The 20,889-nt window shown below is 40.9% G+C and carries 16 protein-coding genes, 1 tRNA gene, 1 pseudogene and 1 other annotated feature; of the genes and pseudogenes, 7 read left to right on the top strand and 11 right to left on the bottom strand.

Features of this window, described 5'->3' with window-relative positions:
- Positions 1 to 230 precede the first annotated feature (230 nt).
- Both W03_RS10020 and W03_RS10015 read left to right on the top strand, forming a co-directional pair.
- Complete coding sequence (locus W03_RS10020; protein ID WP_244072920.1) at positions 231 to 1,352, top strand: Fic family protein; 1,122 nt, start codon at positions 231 to 233, stop codon at positions 1,350 to 1,352.
- 154 nt (positions 1,353 to 1,506) lie between these two features.
- Positions 1,507 to 2,158: pseudogene (locus tag W03_RS10015) on the top strand (IS1595 family transposase).
- A gap of 33 nt (positions 2,159 to 2,191) precedes the next feature.
- On the opposite strand, the gene W03_RS10010 reads toward W03_RS10015, so the two are convergent.
- The 10 genes from W03_RS10010 to W03_RS09965 form a co-directional block, all read right to left on the bottom strand.
- Entirely contained in the window at positions 2,192 to 2,686 is a 495-nt protein-coding gene (locus W03_RS10010; RefSeq protein WP_244072918.1) for a hypothetical protein, read from the bottom strand.
- Positions 2,683 to 3,600 carry a hypothetical protein gene (locus W03_RS10005; RefSeq protein WP_244072915.1) on the bottom strand — a complete coding sequence of 306 codons (918 nt, stop codon included), beginning with the start codon at positions 3,598 to 3,600 and terminating at the stop codon, positions 2,683 to 2,685. The genes W03_RS10010 and W03_RS10005 overlap by 4 nt, the downstream gene beginning before the upstream one ends.
- A 10-nt stretch (positions 3,601 to 3,610) precedes the next feature.
- Positions 3,611 to 4,048, bottom strand: coding sequence for a hypothetical protein (locus tag W03_RS10000; protein WP_244072913.1), 438 nt, complete (start codon positions 4,046 to 4,048; stop codon positions 3,611 to 3,613).
- Between the two features lie 234 nt (positions 4,049 to 4,282).
- A protein-coding gene (locus W03_RS09995; protein ID WP_375792707.1) for an IS3 family transposase occupies positions 4,283 to 5,511 on the bottom strand; the annotation gives its coding sequence in 2 pieces (ribosomal slippage) (positions 4,283 to 5,220 and positions 5,220 to 5,511; 1,230 coding nt in all).
- Positions 5,117 to 5,233: a sequence feature (AL1L pseudoknot), on the bottom strand. (Overlaps the previous gene by 117 nt.)
- Positions 5,512 to 6,190: 679 nt before the next feature.
- Positions 6,191 to 7,453, bottom strand: a complete 1,263-nt coding sequence (locus W03_RS09990) for an integrase arm-type DNA-binding domain-containing protein (protein ID WP_244072911.1) — start codon at positions 7,451 to 7,453, stop codon at positions 6,191 to 6,193.
- Between the two features lie 164 nt (positions 7,454 to 7,617).
- Positions 7,618 to 7,694 (bottom strand) — tRNA-Val (locus tag W03_RS09985).
- Positions 7,695 to 7,805: 111 nt separating this feature from the next.
- Positions 7,806 to 8,594 (bottom strand): aldolase, encoded by a 789-nt coding sequence (locus tag W03_RS09980; protein WP_244072903.1) that lies wholly within the window; start codon positions 8,592 to 8,594, stop codon positions 7,806 to 7,808.
- A 67-nt stretch (positions 8,595 to 8,661) separates the two neighbouring features.
- Positions 8,662 to 9,066, bottom strand: a complete 405-nt coding sequence (locus W03_RS09975; protein WP_244072901.1) for an RNA-binding S4 domain-containing protein — start codon at positions 9,064 to 9,066, stop codon at positions 8,662 to 8,664.
- Between the two features lie 10 nt (positions 9,067 to 9,076).
- The gene (locus W03_RS09970; RefSeq protein ID WP_244072900.1) at positions 9,077 to 10,306 is read right to left on the bottom strand and encodes a bifunctional alpha/beta hydrolase/OsmC family protein; all 1,230 of its coding nucleotides are present in this window, start codon (positions 10,304 to 10,306) and stop codon (positions 9,077 to 9,079) included.
- Positions 10,307 to 10,442: 136 nt separating this feature from the next.
- Entirely contained in the window at positions 10,443 to 10,835 is a 393-nt protein-coding gene (locus W03_RS09965; RefSeq protein WP_244072898.1) for a hypothetical protein, read from the bottom strand.
- Between the two features lie 1,071 nt (positions 10,836 to 11,906).
- On the opposite strand from W03_RS09965, the gene W03_RS09960 reads away from it, so the two are divergent.
- From W03_RS09960 to W03_RS09950, 3 genes are all read left to right on the top strand, one after another.
- Positions 11,907 to 12,731, top strand: a complete 825-nt coding sequence (locus W03_RS09960; RefSeq protein ID WP_244072896.1) for a TRAP transporter TatT component family protein — start codon at positions 11,907 to 11,909, stop codon at positions 12,729 to 12,731.
- A gap of 36 nt (positions 12,732 to 12,767) precedes the next feature.
- On the top strand, positions 12,768 to 13,367 hold the full coding sequence (locus tag W03_RS09955; RefSeq protein ID WP_244072894.1) for a histidine phosphatase family protein: 600 nt from the start codon (positions 12,768 to 12,770) through the stop codon (positions 13,365 to 13,367).
- Between the two features lie 82 nt (positions 13,368 to 13,449).
- Positions 13,450 to 14,274 carry an HDOD domain-containing protein gene (locus tag W03_RS09950; RefSeq protein WP_244072892.1) on the top strand — a complete coding sequence of 275 codons (825 nt, stop codon included), beginning with the start codon at positions 13,450 to 13,452 and terminating at the stop codon, positions 14,272 to 14,274.
- Between the two features lie 28 nt (positions 14,275 to 14,302).
- Here the strand turns inward: W03_RS09950 and W03_RS09945 are convergent, their stop codons facing one another.
- Positions 14,303 to 16,537: a CHASE2 domain-containing protein gene (locus W03_RS09945; protein ID WP_244072891.1), complete on the bottom strand. Its 2,235-nt coding sequence runs from the start codon at positions 16,535 to 16,537 to the stop codon at positions 14,303 to 14,305.
- A gap of 339 nt (positions 16,538 to 16,876) precedes the next feature.
- Here W03_RS09945 and W03_RS09940 point away from each other — a divergent pair, with 339 nt between their 5' ends.
- Complete coding sequence (locus W03_RS09940) at positions 16,877 to 18,601, top strand: hypothetical protein (protein WP_244072889.1); 1,725 nt, start codon at positions 16,877 to 16,879, stop codon at positions 18,599 to 18,601.
- Between the two features lie 467 nt (positions 18,602 to 19,068).
- A complete protein-coding gene (locus tag W03_RS09935) occupies positions 19,069 to 20,889 on the top strand; it encodes a fatty acyl-AMP ligase (RefSeq protein ID WP_244072887.1) in 1,821 nt (606 codons plus the stop codon).

Below are 20,889 nucleotides of genomic sequence, written 5' to 3'. Positions count from 1 at the left end.
TAATTTTTCAGTAGAAATAATAAAGAATGATTTTAATGGGTTGCAATGAATAATATGAATCCTCACGTATTGTATATCAGAATAAGAGAAATATGATATTCAAATAGGTTTGTGATGAATTACTTAATGTCTACGCTGTTTGAGTATCAAAATAACAAAAATATTGATGTCTATCTTGTTTGTGACTAATATTGGGTTAATTATTAACTTCAAACTAATGAGTGAGATCCATGCAGTTTAATCTGGCTAATGCTGTTAACTACCATTACGATAAGTTCCCACCCAATAAACTTGATTATACTAAGTTTATAGATCCCATTCTAAAAGCAACAGCCGCAATAGCTCGTTACGATCAAATGCTGAAAAATATGCACAATAGTGAGATATTGCTTGCACCGCTAAGAAATCAAGAGGCTATTATATCTTCCAGAATGGAAGGTACAGTAAGTACTTTGGATGAGATTCTGAAATATGAGGCAGATCACACTGATGGTATTGAAAATACCCATTCTGTGAGATCGGAGGTTATTGAAACTTATCTTTATCGGATTGCGTTGCAAGCTGCTCAGCGATCAATAGAAAACGGTTATCCATTATCGCAATCACTTATCAAATCTATTCACCAGCAATTACTTTCTTTTGGACGCGGAGCTTCAGCATCACCTGGTGAATTTAAAAATGAGCAAAACTATCTGGCTGATAAGGTAAAGAAGAACATTCTATTTATACCCATCAGCCCCGAGAGATTGCAGGAAGGGCTTGATAAGTTGTTTGAATATATAGGACAAAGCAACCACCCAATATTAGTCAAGACAGCAGTGGCTCATATCGAATTTGAAGCTCTACACCCATTTAAGGATGGCAATGGACGTATCGGGCGCATGTTGATTACTTTAATGCTGTGGTCAACAGGGACAATATCAGCTCCACATTTTTATATAAGTGGCTACCTGGAGGAGCATAAGGATTTGTATATAGACTTGATGAGAAATGTATCTTCAAACGGTGATTGGGAAAGTTGGAGTGCATTCTTTCTTGAGGCTGTTGAACAGCAAGCAATTAAGAATCTTACTATTGCTGAAAATATCCAAAAATTATATGAAGAAATGAAAGTAATTTTTTCAGATGCTCTAGCTTCTAAATGGAGTGTTAGCGCATTAGATTTTATTTTTACTTATCCCGTATTTAGAAACAATAAATTTACAACAAAAAGCGGTATACCTACTCCTAGTGCAGCAAGGTTTACAAGGATACTTTTAGAAAAGAAACTAATTACCATATTAGAGGAGGCATCGGGAAGAAGGCCAGCGTTATACTCTTTTGAGCCGTTGCTACAAATTGTTAGAGTATAGAGAGAGGCCTCTGCAAAACTACGCACTTCTGCTGCAAATTCTTAATAACTCTACCCAATGTTGAAATTCTAAGGAATTTGGGTGGATTTTTTGCAAAAAACCAGAGATAAAAACAGGGGCTGTAGTAGATTAGCTTAGTTGTTAAGCTAATCAAGTGAAGATAAGTCATTGTAGATTATCAAGGAAAGTACAGTTAAGGTTACTGGAATTTTGTGCTGGAAGTTACAGCAAGATCAGCAGCCAATATACTCGGAATACAACCCAATAGCGCCGCGTTGTTTTATCGTAAAATACGTGAAGTTATTGCTTATCATCTGGAGCGGGAATCTCACGAAATCTTTGATGGTATAGTGGAGTTGGATGAGAGCTATTTCGGTGGCGTTCGTAAAGGTAAACGTGGCCGTGGAGCTGCTGGTAAGGTGGCTGTGTTCGGCATATTGAAGCGTGGTGGTAAGGTATACACAAAAGTTGTAGGCGACACTAAATCAGAAACACTTATGCCGCTGATAACCAGAAAAATAGCACCTGACAGCGTAGTTTATACAGATTGTTATCGCAGTTACAATGCGCTTGATGTGAGCCACTTCTACCATGAACGGATTAATCATTCCACGTTATTTGCGCAAGGCAAGAATCACATTAATGGGATTGAGAATTTTTGGAATCAGGCCAAACGTGTTTTAAGAAAATACAATGGAATTCCCAAAGAGTCATTTCCATCTTTTCTTAAAGAATGTGAATTTAGATTCAACTATGGAACACCTAAACATCAACTAAAAATATTGAAAAATTGGACTCAAATTTAAGCTGATCTACTACAGCCCCTACATTAATATTACTCATTTCTCTTTTTTCACCATAGACTTAACAAAAATGCGATTTAACAGAATAAATTCTCTTGCTACTGATTTATCAGGACAATGATATGAAGAAGGCATCCATGGGCCAGGTAAATCACCGCCAACACGGTGATACATAATCAGCTCACCTAATAATTTCACACTGGATCTTTGAAAAACCTGGATATGGTCTCGTTTCATAACTACTTCTTGAGCACCTTGACTAAAAGGATCACCTTTTCTGTAGTAATGCATATCCCATTGATAGATATATTCCGGACCTAACGTATCTTCGATTTTCTGGGTGGGTTTGTAAAAATTGATTTCTCCCCATTTATTGAACTTATCCGCCGGCAATGCCACCGTTTCATACACCCGAATACCCCCATCGATGGCGCATAAGCGATCCACCTCAGCATCCAGTTGAGCTTTGTTTGGCCCGACACAAGCAGCAACAAGTAGCAACGTAAATAAAATCACAAGCAGTGTTTTCATGCAGCAAGCCTCCATTCGATTTTCATCTTGGTTTCGTTGTCTGTTGAAGCAATGAAATACAGCGCATCCAGCGCGGATTCTAGGGTTCTGCCATTAGAAGTTATGTTTTCCGTGGTGCCAAAAGCATCGATCAAGTCATTCAGTTGGCTCTGTGCCAAGGAGGGCGTTAGCTTGGAATAGGCGTTATAAGCTGCTAGAGCATCGGTCAGCGCCTGTTGGCTGTGGTTTTTGGAAGGGGGTGAGCCGCTGATTTGGGTTTGGTTTTCAATGATGATGTCGATCGGCGGAGCAGCGTTGAAACCTAATCCGGCAATCGGGTTTGCACCGATTGCGGCTTCGATATTACTGATTTTGGAGGAGTCGCCCAATGGTGATAGCCCCATGAATCCCAGTAATGTGTCCGCAAACGAACCCACGATGCCGCCTGTTCCCGGTGCATTATAAAGATAGGCGTGCGAAATGTGACTGGCAAATGCAGGGTCATCAACGAGACCTGTGGCCAGAAAACCGCCCAGGCTGTGGCCGGTAACCGTGAACGTTGGCTTCAACGTGCCATCGCTTAACCAGGCTTGAACTTGGGTTTTAAGGCTAGCATACTGTGGCTGCAATACCGTGGTGCCGAAGATTGCAATCGGTAAACCAGCAAATATGTCACCTGGATCGGTGATTTCGGTGCCACGGATGGCAAGGAAAGTTTCCTCAGTTACGTTATCTGCGAAAACTGTTGCTGATAGGCCAATGGCTGGATCGTTGTATTGGGTTACTACGCGGTAGGTGTTGGAGAAATTAGTAGCTTGAGAATCAGAAAAATCTACTCTCTTCAATTCATCTGGATCAGGGATCTCCGTAAGTAGACTTGCATATGTCGCTAATGCTAACTCTGCTTGTTTAAAATAATCGACCTGTCGATTCATAGTTTTTTCCTTATTCTTTAATAAATATCTGCATATTCAAATAAATAATACTTGCCTTCTCAGGGCATCCAAACGATGTGCCATGCCAAGGACCTGGAAGATCTCCGCCGCGTCTTGCATAACTAACTGATTCTCCAAGAATCTTGTTGTCATATATTCGAAACACCTTATAATGGTTTCGCCACATTGCTGGATTACCTTCAACAAGGAATTTCTGAGACGATTCGTAGAAATACCTATCACCCGGCCCAACAATTTCCTTGTACGGAATTCGTATTTGCCCATACTTATCAAATCTTCCCGCTGGCAATTTCACCGTCTCATACACCTTAATTCCGCCATCAATGGCGCAAAGCCGCCTCACTTCGTCGTCCAGTTGCCCCTTGCTTGGCCCGGAACAAGCAGCGATGAGCGGTAGCATCGATAAAAAAGCAAAGAAAGTTTTCATATCGCAAGTCTCCATTGGAAGGTGATCCTCGTTCTAGCCTCAGACAGTGTTAATGACAGAAGCACAACACATCACAATCATTTGATATTCAATGATTTATTGAAATATTTTATTCAGTGATACCGGACGCATCAACCCAGTTATTGGGTTTATTAGGTGTGAAGTTTAGCGATGGTGTGAAGTAGTCGTGCGGACAAATCTGAATCGCCCCGGATTCTGTGGAGGCTATTTGGTTTAAGTAACACTGGCAGAATCCGAGTTGGCTAACTGCCGGTAGTATTGTGCCTCAGCTTCTTCCGGCGGTATATAGCCGATAGATCCCAGCAAACGCTGGCGATTGAACCAGAATACCCAGTTTAACGTCGCCAATTCAACAGATTCCCTGTTTTTCCAAGGCCCTCGTTTGTGAATCAATTCAGCCTTGTACAGCCCATTAATCGTTTCGGCCAGTGCGTTGTCGTAACTATCGCCACGGCTTCCTACTGACGGTTCTATTCCAGCCTCGACAAGCCGCTCCGTATAACGGATAGAAACATACTGGGAACCCCTGTCGCTGTGATGAGTCAAGGCACCTAGCTCCGGTTGCCGAGCGTATAAAGCCTGCTCCAGTGCATCCAGTACGAAGTCCGTGTGCATGCTGGAACTGACGCGCCAACCCACGATGTACCGGGCAAACACGTCGATGACGAACGCGACATATAGCCAACCTTGCCAGGTGGAAACATAAGTAAAATCCGACACCCACAACTGGTTTGGGCGATCCGCCTTGAATTGCCGGTTCACGCGATCCAGTGGGCATGGCAGCCCCCTGTCAGGAACTATCGTGCGGACAATCTTGCCGCGCCGCACACCTTCCAGCCCCAACCGTTTCATCAGCCGTTCTACTGTGCAGCGAGCTACCAGCATCCCTTCGCGCTTGAGTTGCCGCCATACCTTGTTGGCACCATAAACCTGCAGGTTGACCTGCCAGACTCGTTGTATCTGCGGCATCAGCTCATCATCGCGAATAGCTCGGGCACAGCGCAATGCCGGATTACGCAGCTCGACAGCGTGACGTCGATATCCTGACGGGGCAACCTGCAATACCTTGCAGATCGGCTCGACCCCGTGGGTGTCGCGATGCCGATCGATGAATGACCTCAGGATTTGAGTTTGCGGTCGAGCTCCGCCTGGGCGAAAAAAGCACTGGCCAGTTTCAGAATTTCATTGGCGCGACGTAATTCCTTGACTTCACGTTCCAGTGCTTTGATATGCTGACGCTCTTCACTGGTGATGCCATCTCGCAGGCCTGTGTCGATCTCATGCTTCTTTACCCAATCATGCAATGTCGGCGGTGTGCAGCCAATCTTCGGCGCTATCGATTCTATCGTTGCCCACAGCGAAGAATACTCACTGCGATGCTCTTGCACCAGACGAACTGCTCGTTCTTTGACTTCGGGGGAAAATTTATTTGATTTGTTCATGGCTCCATTCTCTCAAGATTTAGAGCCTCCTCAAAACTCGGGGCGATTCAAATCCACAAAAAGAATGAAGATAGCCCAAATCCTGTTACATAGGTTGCACATACGACCCTCCACGTTGCAAATGGAATGAAAGTCAAAGAAAAATCCGGGGGAGTCATAATAATGCTTCAGAACTCCTAATCCTAGGAACATTTGTACTAGTCAATGCTAAAAAATGTACTAATTGTGTTGTTAATGTGGATCGAGAGATCGATCAAAGAGATGTGTTTTTATACTGCAATTCAAAAAGAAATTTTTAAGCATTTAAGAAATGGGATTTTGCAAGGATCTCGTTAAATAAGCCTGAATCGATACCGGAATCACTAAAAACAGGAGAGTAATATAAGAGAAAAATCCAAGAATCTCCTCTAAAAGTAGGGCACGCCCTACTGCTTTAGGTGGTAACTTTGAAAAAGTAGGGCGGCTATAATCAAGCAATGATAATGGTTTCAAGGACTCCGCCCTACTTGCCCTACTAAAAAATGAAGGGGTGGAATAAAAAAGTAGTGATTCAGAAAATCAAGCCAATTTACTGAACGTTGAAAAATTCCCCTATACAACTATGTTTTCGAGCTTTTTCGTTCATTGTCGATATATGTAAATCAAATGCTTGTGATTTCTTTGTGGTCGAGAAAACTAGTTATGTAAGGAGCTTTGGAATGATTGAAGCGCCAATTTGTAGTGACTCAAGATAATCAGCCCAGTGCTGCATCATCTTCCTACGTTCAGGTAAATACTCAGCATAGTTATATGCTGCCCTAACTGTATTGCGTTCGGAGTGAGCAAGCTGACGTTCAATAGCATCAAAATTCCAGCCTTGTTCATTCAGTATTGTACTGGCCATACTTCTAAAACCATGTCCTGTCATCTGATCCTTTTCATATCCTAGTCGACGTAAAGCAGCATTCACGGTATTTTCTGACAATGATCGATCAGGTGTTCTAACGCTTGGAAATAAATAGCGGCCATGCCCTGTAAATGAATGTAATTCCTTAAGGATGTAAATAGATTGTTTAGAGAGTGGCACGATGTGGACAGCTTTCATTTTCATTTTAAGTGCCGGAATTCTCCATTCACATGCATCTAAATCAAAATCACACCACTCGGCCCGGCGCAATTCTCCGGGTCGAATAAAAAGTAATGGTGCGAGCTGCAGAGCGCACCTAGTAACAAATGAACCTTTATATCCTTGTATGGCTCGCAGCAATTCACCGATAGCTTTAGGATCAGTAATGCTGGCATGATGCTTACTCTTAAACGGTGGTAATGCGCCTCGTAAATCCGCCGATGGATCACGCACAGCGCGCTGAGTAGATATAGCATAGCGAAATACCTTCCCGCAGCTTCCCAGTGCACGGTGGGCAGTTTCTAATGCGCCCCGATTTTCTATCCTCTGCACCACAGTTAACAATTCAGGGGCGGTTATTTCTGCAATTGGTCGACCGCCAATCCATGGGAAAATATCGCGTTCCAAACGTCGTATGGTTTTCTCACTATGTTCACTACTCCATCCAGTAGAATATTTCGCAAACCATTCTCTGGCTATTGCTTCAAAACTGTTTTCAATAGATTCTCTGATTGATTGCTTTGACTGCTTCTTGACAATGCCTGGATCAACCCCATTAGCCAGCAGCTTACGTGCTTCATCTCTACGATCGCGTGCTTCTCTTAAACCAACATCGGGATAAACACCAAGGGCAAGCATCTTTTCTTTGCCCCCATATCGATATTTCAATCGCCAATACTTAGATCCATTTGGATGAATAAGCAGAAACAGCCCTTTTTTGTCTGCCAGCTTTCGGGGTTTATCTCCGGGTTTGGCATTACGAATAGCAGTATCAGTAAGGTCTGACTTGCTAGTCCTTCCTTCAGATCCTTGACTGGTGGTATTTACAACATCCATTGGGGGTATCGTTTCTTATATTTTAAGATGTACCCCATATTTATACCCCCACTTGATACTGGATGCAATAGAATCGTTGCGGATTATTACGGATGCTAAAACAATAAAAACCCCCGTATTTAAACGGGCTTATGGATGATCTTGGATTGCTGCGGAATTTGATTTGGTAGGCGCGATTGGACTCGAACCAACGACCCCCACCATGTCAAGGTGGTGCTCTAACCAACTGAGCTACGCGCCTGGGAACGAGGAATTCTAACCGAAACGTTCTATCGGTACAAACAATTCTTTATTATCGAAATATAAATACGTCTCGTCTTCGCTGCTAATTTATTTCATTTCAAAGAGAGCTTTAGTCTAAACATTCTATATTTTTACGCAAACTACGTCGTGCATAATAAGCAAAGCTTACCGCGCAACGTTGTCCACGCAAAATCCAATCACGTGCTTCTTGTCCTAACTCTGGATCTATAGGTTGAATCTTTCCGGCAGCTGTAGCTAATAGTTGCATTCGAGCTGCTCTTTCAAAAGCGAGTGCTAATATGCATGCTTCTTCAATACTCGAGGCAGCAATTAATAATCCATGGTGTGCAAGTAAAAGCGCTTTTTTATGCCCAATTGCCTGAGAAATTAATTCTCCTTCATTATTTCCCACAGGAACTCCAGGCCAAGTGGGTAAAAAAGCAATATCATCATAAAGTACGCAATTATCCATATGTGAGATCTCTAACGGAATTTCTAGCATGCTAAGCGCTGCGACATGAATTGCATGCGTGTGTATGATGCACTGTACATCCGGTCTGGCACGATATAGCCACGAATGGAAGCGGTTGGCTGGATTAGCCATGCCATCTCCCTCAATAACCTCCAAGTCTTCGTTGACAAGTAATAAATTGCTTGCACAAATTTCGTCAAACCCTAAACCCAAGCGTTGCGTTAGGTAAGTACCTGGCATTTCACCGCGCGCGGTAATTTGTCCAGCCAGCCCAGAATCATGGCCATTATCAAATAAAATACGGCAAGTTAATGCTAATTTTTGCGCTTGACTATAATGTGCGTTTTGCAGGTGTACATCCATTTGTGCAAATGATTGTTGCATTAATTCATCTTTGCTCAAATTAAAGGTTTTATTTTCCATCATATAGTTGGGTTTATATTAAAAATGAGATTTGTTTGAATAATTGCGTTCTTCGCTGGATCTGCACAATTTAAGTATCCTCTTGATTTGTAAAAAATCGCTCTATGTCACGCCGGTCACGCTTAGTGGGTCGCCCTTTGTTATAAAATAGTGGTGGTTGTGCTTTTAGACGGGCCGATAATAATTCTCTTTGTTCTCGACTCGTATCCGTTTCAAGGTAGAGTTTCTGGGCTTCCATCGCGGATTTTCTCTGGCCGGATAATCCTAATACTTTAATTTCGTAGGAATAACTCTCGATACGTACTATCAGAATATCACCTGATGAGATTTGCTTGGCTGGTTTAATTCGGTCTCCATTGAGTGTGATGCGTCCACGTTCAACCGCTTCCGATGCGAGTGAACGTGTTTTAAAAAAACGCGCGACCCAAAGCCATTTATCAATGCGCTGTTTTTCTATATCGTGATCAACTGGCATTTTTGTGTGATTAGTTGGCTAACTCAGTATTAATTTGAATTTTATTTTGTAACGTTTTGTGTACTGGGCAACGATTGGCAATCTCCAGTAGACGCTTACGGTGTTGTTGATCCAATTCCCCTTTTAGAGTGATTTTTCGCGTAATTATATCAATCATGTTCAAAGCTTTATCGCAATTAATACAATCCTCAGTGTGTACACGGTTATGGCGAAGCTCAACCTGAATATCTTGAAGATCTATATTTTTGTGATTGGCATACATACGCAAAGTCATCGATGTACAACTCCCCAATGCAGACAACAATAATTCATATGGATTCAATCCTAAATCAGACCCTCCCACTGCTATCGGTTCGTCACTGATTAATCGATGGTGCTGTGTTAGGATTTCACGAGTGAATTTTTTGTCATATTCACGAATAATCACAGTTCCCGGTTCAATTGCAGTGACTGTTGAATTTTCTGACCGAGCATCAGCCGATTGTGTCAAATAGCGACTGGCCCACGAAGCCAAAACAACGGCGACATAACTCGAATCTTCTGGTCGTGTAAGCAAATGGTCGGCTTGGTCAAGCGACACGAAGCTTTTGGGGTGTTTTGCTGCACTATAAATTCTCGCAGCTTCATCAATGGAAACGACATTATCCAGCGGAGAATGGAATATTAGCAGGGCCTTTCTAAGCTTCTCGATATATGCTACGGAGTTATAATTTTCTAAATCTGTAAAAAACTGCTGGTGAATTTTAAAACGCTGATCGCCAAGTTTTACCTGAATTGAAGCTTGCTCTTTTAATTTTTCATAACCATCAGGAAAAATATGCTGAACGTGCTGGGCGGTTGCTGGCGCACCAATAGTGGATACTGCTTTGACAGATGGGAGTTTTTGAGCAACGGCGAGCACTGCTGCGCCGCCAAGGCTGTGTCCAATCAGCAATTCTGGAGCTGCATAGTGTTGCTCAAGATAGTCAGCAGCAGCTATTAGATCTTCTAAATTGGAAGAAAAATTGGTATCCGAAAAATCTCCTTCGCTATTACCTATTCCAGTGAAATCAAAACGTAGAACTGCTATTCCCTGATCTGCCAAGGCTTTAGCAATTCTTGCTGCAGCTAGGCTATTTTTAGAGCATGTGAAGCAATGGGCAAATAGCGCATATGCTTGAGTTTCACTTGAAGGTGTTTCCAATAAACCGGACAGGAGATCGCCCTGTAGGTTCTTAAATTCCACTTTGACTGTCGACATGACGATTGACCCACTTGCAAATCAAACAGTATATCAAACAAAGGAATGCAAAAAGGCTGTGGATAACGTGGTTTCTAGATTAATCCTTCAGTCAGCAAAATCTGCTTAAAATGGTGAGGCGATTACAGCATGGCGATTACTCCGAAATCGCATAGCGAATCGAATGGCCCCAGATAAGATCATTTTTAACATCTTGATTGGAATATAAATAGATATCTTTCTTAAAATATCTTGCTTGATGGGGCGGTACTGTAATGTACACATTTTCTTGTTGCTCCGAAACAGTCAAGCAGTTAGTTCGATCGGTATTGCATTCTTGCGTTGTTACGGTCAGTGTAATGCTCTTTAAAGTATATTTCTCGGAGTTGTTGATGATTAGGCCTGTCATTTGGAATTCGTGATTCTTATCCAAAGGCTTGAATTCCATATTTTGTAGAGTCAATTCTGAAGGAAGAATACTGCTTTTCGATTTGTTTCTCTCATATTCTTGATATTGCCATAACGATATACCCAGGATTGATGCTATCAAGATGAATATTACTGCAAATCTCCTGAAACGGGATGAAAGTACAATGAGGGCTAGAATCGTGATGACTAAGATCCATTTGATCATGAGTAAGGGTTTTTCCGCAGATTATTTATATGGTTTATGAGTTACTGTCCATGAAAATGTGGCGTTTGTGAGGAACCGCATCCTTCAAAAGAGTATCTGGCTCATTCTAACCCAGAAATTCCTGCCGGACGAGGTGCGGTAAATTTTTGATGACATCATTCTTGGCGTAGAACAAGTTGATTATCTCTTTGTTATTTATTTTGTTAAAGAAATGTTGTTGCATGTCATTGGTGATCGTGAATTATTCATTTGATTTGCAAACTGTAATCTATGAATAGAGTGGTTTTTCCGTTTCAAAGCTAAGAGAAAATTCCTGAAGTTTACTGATAATATCGATAGTGGCATTTCCGAGGACTCGCAATTTGTTATCGCGTCATGAGTAAATATATATTAATCAATTGATTGCGTAATTCTTGTGATTTCTTGCTTGTATATCGCTTAAACAAAATGAATTGATTCGGTAGGGAAAGACTGCGGCAATCTGGTGTGGTTGTATTATCAATCAAAGATAGTTGTCGGATGCGCGTGTTATTGGTTGAAGATAGAAAAGTTTCTTAATCGATCAGTGCAGCGAAGATGAGGTCTAGGTTATAAACTTACATTGGCTTGCAGTGATGCGTGGAGATAATTAGTGGATTTTATCTCAGTCTTTTAATTTTGGCAGATCGTAATAATATGCGAGTGTGGATGGATTTGAAGCCACAAAATAAATAGGTATACTGAAGCAGCAAAGCTGAATACTGATTGTTACACTGGCAGCGCATATCTTTGAAAAGATAAAAACCAGTATATTGATGCGATAATGTATGAATTTTTCAGTAAGACATTCGATTAAACGAATATTAATTACTTGGGGAGTTTGTGAGCCCTCCTTTTTCAGTATAAATGAAATCTCTCGACATAATGAACATATATCGTAGAATAGCCATTCAAGGCTGCATTTTATTGAGTGATTGATTCGATGACACGTTTATTTTTATCAAAGCTATGAAAGAATCATTGCATATTCTAAAATATACCTTTGCTTTTATTGGGTTATTTTATTCTTTGTGGATTCCAGTCGGTAATGCACAATCCTCGGCAACCTTATTGACACCTGAAAACAAACAAAAGATCGAATGGGCAGCATGGCGTTATGCTGTTGATACACCTTTATTGCTCGAAACGATTCAGTGGTTGCGGGGTTTAACGCAAGAGTCAAAGGATTCTGAGGCTATCGCTGAACTTTCACGCTTAGAGTATATGCGTGCACAGCTTGAAGTAAATAAGCAGCGTCGGATGGAGTTGCTTGAAAACTGTATTGCCACTGCTAATCGGGCACTTGCACTGAATGCTAATGATGTTCGAGGTCTTTTCTGGAAGGCGGTTACGATGGGGAAAATAGCGGAAGATAGCGGTATGCTCAATGCGTTACGTTTAATACGGTCTATGGAAGGACTGCTATTGAAAGTTATTATGTTGGATGAAACTTATGAGAATGCGGGTGCGCATCGTGCATTGGGTCGTATTTATCATTTGCTTCCTGGTTTTCCAGTTAGTTTCGGTAGTAACCAGAAAGCGCTGATGCATTTACAACGAGCGTATGAATTATTTCCTAAAGATGTCATTACTAGGGCCTTTTATGCCGACCTATTATATGACGAAGGCCAAGCGAAAGAGGCGCGCCGTCATGCGGATTTCGTTATGTCTGCACCGATCCATGAAGAAGATGAATTAGAGTATGCTGAGTACGTTAAAATTGCGCGCAGTGTTGCCAGTAAAACGAATGACCGAACTGTTAAACTAGGGAACTTCGCTCGATTCCAAGAGTAAATTTTCTTTGTTATTCATGGGTGTCTTGGAATTGTTATGCCTAGTACCATAATTGATTTGATTCGTCACGGAGAACCAGTCGGCGGGCATCGCTACCGCGGTTATGCTATTGATGACCCACTAACTGAAAAAGGTTGGTCCCAAATGTGGAGCGGAGTTGGGGCATGTAATACATGGGATCATATTATTACGTCACCGCTGCAACGTTGCCAAGTATTTGCGCATGAATTAGGGGAGCGTTACGGGATTGACGTAACGGTCGAGTCGCGTTTTAAAGAAGTAGGCTTCGGTGTGTGGGAAGGGTTGAGTCATGATGCTGTAAAAATTGATCGTGCCGCAGAGTATAGCGCCTTTATCGGTGATCCGGTCAAGCAACGTCCGGACGGTGCTGAACCTCTAGGTGATTTTATTGATCGAGTCAGCCTTGCTTATCAAGAAATTGTCGAACGTCATCGAAATAATCATGTGTTGATAGTGACTCATGCTGGTGTTATTCGTGCCATTATTGCTCAAATACTTGATATTTCTCCTAAAAATCTCTATCTGATCAAAGTGAATAATGGGGGAATTACACGGATTCGATATACGAGAATTGGTGCAGTGTTGGAAATGTTAAACGGCAAATTGACTAACTAGGGATTTATAAGACATTGTTTCCTAAATATTGATTAAGGAGTGTCGTAGGATTTGATAAGTTATTCAATATTAGGAGTTCAGTATGTCTCAAGATAAGCCAAGAAAATTATCAGAATGGGTCGATTTTCTTACTTTTGCTGAAATTCCCGTCCTTAAGCAAACAGCTCGTAGTCTCTCTAAATTCCAGCAAGATGCACAACATATGAATGCGCGTGCTTTTGCCCAAATAGTCAAAAATGATCCTTTTATGATGGTAAAGTTATTGCGATATATGCAATCACATAAGCATCTCTCACAAAAGCACGATGTGTTTGAAGTTGAACAAATTGCATTGATGCTCGGATTGGAAACGACACTTGAACAAGTACCTGCTCAGCCTCTAGTTGAAGAAATCTTGACTCAAAGCAGTAACACATCCGCTTTGGTTTATCTACTTAAAACCGTTCATCGTGCCAATATTGCTTCAAAGTATGCTTTTGATTGGGCCGTTCGGTTACACGATTTGCATTATGAAGAAATTCGTATTGCGGCGTTTTTGCATGATATTGCGGAGATATTAATGTGGTGTTTCTCACCGAAGGAAATGTTACAAATCAAACAACTGCAAATTAAAGATAAATCAATGAGGAGCGCTGCAGCGCAACAAAATATCCTAGGGTTTACTCTTAATCAATTGCAATTAGAACTCGCTACTAAATGGGAACTCCCTGAACTGCTCATTGCATTGACCGATGACAACAATCAAGACCAACAAAGGGTTCGCAACGTGATTCTTGCAGTGAATCTGGCTAGGCACTCTGCTAATGGCTGGGATGATGCAGCATTACCTGATGATTATGAAGAAATTGCGCAGCTCTTAAATTTAGAAGCGGTCGATGTTATGACCATTGTCGGAGCTAGTATTTAAATTTAAGGATGGTTTTCCAAGGATAACGTTACCCCTTGGAAGAGAGTTGAGTTTGGCAGTTCTTTATAAAATATTGTGCTGGTCCATCGTGTGGAAAAGCTTTTAATGTTTCTGAAAAATACTGTTTTGCTAAGCTCCAATTCTGTGATTCATAATGCATGAAGGCTTCTTTGAAGATTTCACATAATAATAATTGATCGGAGGTTGCTAAATGTTTGTAATTGATCAATTCGTAAAGACCTATAGGATGCATCCGACCCCGCAAGTAATTTAAGCCTAATGGACGGATAAGAAAACCATCTAATCCTTTGTTGATTTCTCCAGATATCAATATGCGTGTTTTAAATAGCTTATTTGAGTCTTGGATACGATTCGATGTATTAACAACATCGCCGACTACATTATAAGAACCTTGCTCTCTTCGTAAAGACATTTCCCCAAAATGAAGTCCAAATCTCGTGGGCATTGAAGCCATATGTTCGTGTGATTGGTGATTGAATTGTTCAATAGCCATGGCGATATCAAGCGATGCTTGGCAAGCTTTGATTCGTGCTTGTGTGTCATCATTAGTATTGGCGATCCAGACAGCGAGCATCGAATCGCCGTGCATATCCATGACATGTCCATTTTGAGAGACTATAGGAGCCTTAAGAAGACCGTGATATTCGTTTAGCCGTTCTCTCAATAGCTTGGGCTCTAGTGGTTCCGCGATTGTTGTATAACTTTCGATATCGGTATTTAGGCAGCAGCCGTAGATACCTTGTTCATCTTGATTATTTCCAATCGCTTTTTCGAGTGCGCTATTCGGAAATGTTGAGCCGAAAAAATTACGTATTGTTTTTAACTGTAACTCAAATTCTCTTGCTCTTTGTTGGCTATCAAATAGCTTAAAAAATAAAATTGCTATTAAAGCAATCGCTGTTTGTAACAATGGAGTAAGAAGTGGTAACCAGGTAGCAGTCACTTTAAATAAAGAATACGCATAAAGCCAATAAACTGAGATAACGATAGCAGTTGCAATGATTTTGTTAACAAATGATACTCGATGACGTGATAACAGCAATGTCATGCTGATCATAAAGCCATATATGAATAGTATTGCAAAATTGGCAGTATAGTGAAACGACTGGATAGATTTGTTCTCATACAAATTCGCAAAAGCTGTCGCAATAATTTCGACACCGCTGGTATTGAAGCCATTTGGATCCGAGAATACTGTGTAATAATCATCTCTGCCAATATCTTGTTCGTTATAAGTCGCTGCCGAAAAACCTACAAAAACAATTTTTCCCTGAAAATCAAATTTATTGAAAAGCTTATCGGGATCTGTATTTTTGGTGGCTTGTAATGCTTGATAATAGGGGATAGTTTGGATGCTTCTAGGTGGGCCATAAAAATTTAAATATCGCCTGCTCTCGCCAGAATAGATATTCAGTAAAGTCTGAATCCGCTGTTTCTGAACAATGTTCAGCAAGGAATTTTTATGTAACTCATGTTGTGTATTCTCAGTTAACTGCTTATTTTTAATAAATAAATTTCTAAAATCTAAAGCTAAGTCATGTAAAGGCAAAGCGATCGGATTTGTATTTAGAAAGGAATTTTCTTTAAGGCTTGGATCAGCTTCGGATATCAATCGAACAAAATCATTGTGCAGCGGTAAGGCCAGTGCTTGTAATAAAATAGTCGGTGCTGTTGGAGCATCTCCAGAGCTTTCCTTAAAAATCCAGTAGTCCCTCGTTTGACGTGTTCTTGCCAGAAGAAAAGGTGTGGATGCTTTTGCAGCCGCCGCAAATTGCGGTAGAAGCGCATTGGCGCATTCTTCAACAATGCGAACATTTTTTCGCAGAAGTTTGCTGGGAGCATTCTCACAATCATTCCGATCAAGTCTGTGAATTAGAAAAACATTATTAAATTCCTTCATTGCAGAGGCAAGCTTTTCATCATTCACGAGTTGATCGCTAGGAGTATTAAATATTACATCAAAAACAACAAGACTGGCCCCTGCTTCCGAAAGGTTTTTAATTAATTGCGCATGCAAGTCCCGCGGCCATTTTGAGATATTTCGCGGCCATTCTTTTGTGGAAATATCGATGTTTAATTGTTGCGCAGAGGGTTTGTCAATGGATACGATAACAACGTTACTTGGCGGAGAAATTGCTCCACGTGCTTTGAACAACCAATCTAAGCCATATTTTGTTTCTAGCAGCGATCCAAGAGGCGATGCGTATAGGCATATACCCAGGATGCCTATAATAGAGGACAAAAGAAGTTTTTTGGCTCTGCTATTGACGTAATATCGAATTGTTTTCACACTGTATTCTTTTAAAAAAAGAGCTATGCGAGAGCCGCTAAATTTCTTAGTTAAATTGTATTAACTATCATTATTGAGAGTTATTTCTGGGTAAGGGTAATTATAGAACAAGATAGCTATGTAAGCTTTATCATGATTGATAGTGTATATTCGTTATGAAATAACAAATACGTAACTGCAAGATTGATTGAATAAGTTTCGTAGCTTAAGAAAAGATTTAAGTGATTGCCAGGTTGATTATTTTCTGTGATGCGAATGATTATTCGATTCTTCAATATCTAATTCCACAATATGTTTGAAAATTATTTGCAATGGATTCGTTTGACTCATGTGTTAGTACTGGTGTTTTTGGCAGGACTATTTTTTCATTCGGATTTAATGCCGCTAGAGGAAACGCACTGGGATTCTCCTATTTATCTACAACTTTCGAAGCGCGCCGCAGAGACAAATACTTTAGCTGATTATCATCAATATGCTAAGGATATTCCTTTGGGTCCTGGCGATGGTGCGCATTGGTACTTTATGCGTATCGGCCATATTCTTTTATTAAGCGAGATTACGCGATTGTTTGGCGCTAATGAGTCTGCGCTAATAGCAATGCAGTGGTTATACCGAGTTTTTATGGCATTGGGTATCGCACTGGCAATTGTACTTTCTCATCAGATTATTAAGTTGTTCAAGCGTAATGCGCTCGATTCGAATTTTGCAAACTCATTTTGGTGGGTGGGCTATCTTTTTGCAGCAATAACATATATCGCGTCGGATAGTTATCGTGGCCTTCAAGGGCATTTTGTCAGCGAGCCCCCTGCATTCCTGATATTGGTTTTGTTCGCTATTGCACTATTAAAAGCGATTGAACGTGATTCTTTATTCGTCGCATCAAGTGCGGGTGTTTTATTGTTCTTATTATTTTTTATTCGTGTCGATGCGGTATTGCCTGGCGTTATATTTTTGGTGCTAATAGCTTGTACATTAATATTTATGCAAAGGCTAAATGCTTTATCCGTTATTGCTGCCACAAGCTTGGTTTCGTTATTTTTATATTTGGTTTATGCGTGGTGGTTCTATCCCTTAGTAAACCCACAGGTGTTGTTGGAATTTTCATCTGATGCAAAAGAAGTATTTTTTTCGGCGCCCTTAAAAAGCATATTCTCTATCGTCATTGCAGGTGGATTGCTTTGGGTTGGGGCGTGTGTGGGGGCATTGCGGTGGCGTGAGCCTATTATTCTTTTCGCAATGATTTGGTTGTTGCTTTCACTATTGCCCTTGTTGATCGATAGTCTGAGTGAGCGCGCAGTTCAATCGCGTATGGCGTTTTATATTGTATTACCATTACTGATTCTTGCTGGGGAAGGGTGGAGGCGAATCATTCAAGCATTTACTAAACAAAAGCGGATATTGCCAGTTGTTTTAGCGCTTTCTGTGACGCTGATGATAGCTCTAATTCCTTATTCTATGATATTAAATGTGCGTAATTTCGCAGTTACACACCTTCCTTCAGAAATTCAACAGTATTTATTCACTTCATTAGTCAGAAGAGGCAACATTCAGCCCAATCAACAGTCTTACGATTCAAAACTAGGTTTGTTTGTGCGTCCTATGTATGAACGCTGGACGATTGAGTTTCTAAAAGCGAAGGAAATAGGAGATTATCTTTATGCATTTAATACCAAAGCGTACTTAACTTGGTCGGGAGCACCTATCGGGCAGCATTCGCTACAAAGCTATGTAGAATTGTTGCGGTATTTTGGTAAAAAAAATTCTGGTGATGAGAGTTTTGTGATAGAAAAAAGGCCAAATGATAGTGAGCCTTGTACAGAATACGTGCCTACGAACTTCGAGCCGATTGTTTTTTGTTCAACACTCACGGCTTCGGATATTCAGTTTCTTAAGGAGAATAGAGGGAGGTTGTATGTATTTAGTGCAGAAGGTTACGAAATCCCTGGTTTAGCAGAGCTAAAATTAAAAAAAATGCTATCGATCCCGCCATTTGTTTTATATGAAACTACCGAGTAATTGATCGGGTTTCTTCTAAGAATTCAGGTCGGTGTATATTTCTTGTTTCAGCTATTGCTTTGTTTGAAAACGACATATGGTGATCAGTTCTCAAAGTAAATGAAATAGCCAGTTTGAAGCTTATTGAGTCTTTAGAAGACGCTCAACGGTAAACATTATTTATATAATCGTTGTTACAAATAAGTTGAAGTGAGCAAGATATGGAACCTAAATTGTTGTTTGTGCGCAACACTATTTTAATATTGCCTTGACAGTAAAAAGCACCTTATATAAGCTGCGGTGTGGTCAAATATGACATATTCATATTATTAAGAAACGTCAGCGGTAAGGATTTGAATGATAAATTTCAAGCCAAAAGAATGTGATTTTTTATTTATTAATCAGCGTTGGTACACGCGACCGCGTTTTTCTGCTCTTTTGAATGAAAGAAGCGAAATGACTAGTACTATTACTTCGAGGGGAAGATCTTGAGTTCGACAATAACCAAGTTGAACGCTCCGCTAACGCAAGCGTTTGATTTTCAGCCTTCAAGCGAATTACAAATAACACCCACACTCAATACGCTAACTCAAAGATTGGCGGGTTTTGATACATTAACGAGTGCGTTGGAGTATGCGGCAAAAGGAATTACAGGCTATAACTTTTACGATGCCAAAGGGAATCTACGTTCAGTTTTACCTTATAGTGTATTAAGGGAAAACGCGCGAGTTTTGGCAAAACGTTTATTTGGCTTGAATTTGTTTCGCGGCGAACGAGTGGCAATTATTGCCGATACTTCTCCTGAGTTTATTGAGTTGTTTTTTGCATGTCGCTATGCTGGTTTAATTCCATTCGCGATGCCTGTTCCTGTTAATCTTGGTAGTCACGCGATATATGTTCAACAACTTAGAGGTATGCTTGAAAGTGGTCAAGCTAGTATAGCTTTGGCGAATATTGACTATGTAGGCTTCTTGAAAGAGGCAGCTGAACATGTCGAAGGCTTGCAGTGGGTAGGTACTCCAGCAGAATTAAGCGAATTCCCTATTAAGGATGTCGATTTTCAAGATAATCATCCGAGTGAGACTGCATACTTGCAGTTTACCTCTGGGAGCACACGCGCATCACGTGGAGTGGTAATCACTGAGCGGGCTTTAATGTGTAATTTGCAAGGAATCGTTCAAAATGGCTTAGAAATAAAGCCAAATGATCGCTCGGCATCTTGGTTGCCGTTTTATCACGATATGGGGTTGGTCGGATTAGTTTTGGCTCCGATGGTAACGCAAATATCAGTGGATTACTTGGCTACCAGGGATTTTGCTATACGGCCGCTGCAGTGGTTGAAGATTATCAGCCGTAATCGTTGTACGGTTGCATTCAGTCAACCTTTTGGTCTCAAGCTGTGCGCGATGCGAGTAAGAGATTCTGATTTGAAAGACTTGGATCTCAGTTGCTGGAGAGCAGCGGGAATTGGCGCGGAAATGATTAAGCCTGATATTCTTAGGAATTTTGCTGAGAGGTTCGCGTCGGCTGGATTCAGTGAGCGTGCATTTTTACCTTGCTATGGTTTAGCTGAATCTACACTCGCTGTAACTTTTTCGAAAATTAATGAGGGCTGCAGAAGCATACAAATAGATAGTAAAGCTCTGATTGATAGAAAAACTGCTATTCGAATACAAGCAGAAGGGCGTAAGCAAAGTGAATTTGTAAATTGCGGTCGACCATTGCCTGGACATATCGTACGAATAGTTAATGAAGCAGGTGAACAAGTGCCTGAAATGATGGTTGGTAGTGTTTTAGTACATGGCGATAGCGTAATGACGGGCTATTTCAATAATGCTGAAGAGACCAACAAAGCGCTGAAGCTAGGTAATTGGTTAGATACCGGCGATATAGGTTTTCTCTTTGAAGGTGATTTGTATATCACTGGAAGGCGTACAGACGTTATTATCGTAAATGGTCGCAATATACGTGCTCAAGATATTGAGGAACTCGCGGAGCAACAACCGGAGGTGAGATCTCGAGAAGCATCAGCATTTGGTGTTAGTGATGAAGACGGAGCAACGACAATTGTATTGGTAATTGAATGTAGGCTTTCTGCGGTTGCTGAACGTCAATCATTGACAATTCGCTTGCAGCAGTTAGTTTACATGGCGTTTGGGGTAAACTGCATAGTAGAATTGGTGCCTCCTCATACTTTACCGAGAACATCATCAGGAAAGCTATCGCGTTTTGCAGCGAGGCAAGGTTATATTCAAAGAACAAACTTGAATAGCCAACAATTATCTGCTGTGGAATCTGGCGATAGATAA

Origin of the sequence: Nitrosomonas sp. PY1, from assembly GCF_022836435.1 — a bacterium.
In the GTDB taxonomy this organism is placed as follows: Bacteria; Pseudomonadota; Gammaproteobacteria; order Burkholderiales; family Nitrosomonadaceae; genus Nitrosomonas.
Note: the sequence above shows the minus strand (reverse complement) of the source record. Positions and strands in the feature narration are given on the sequence as shown.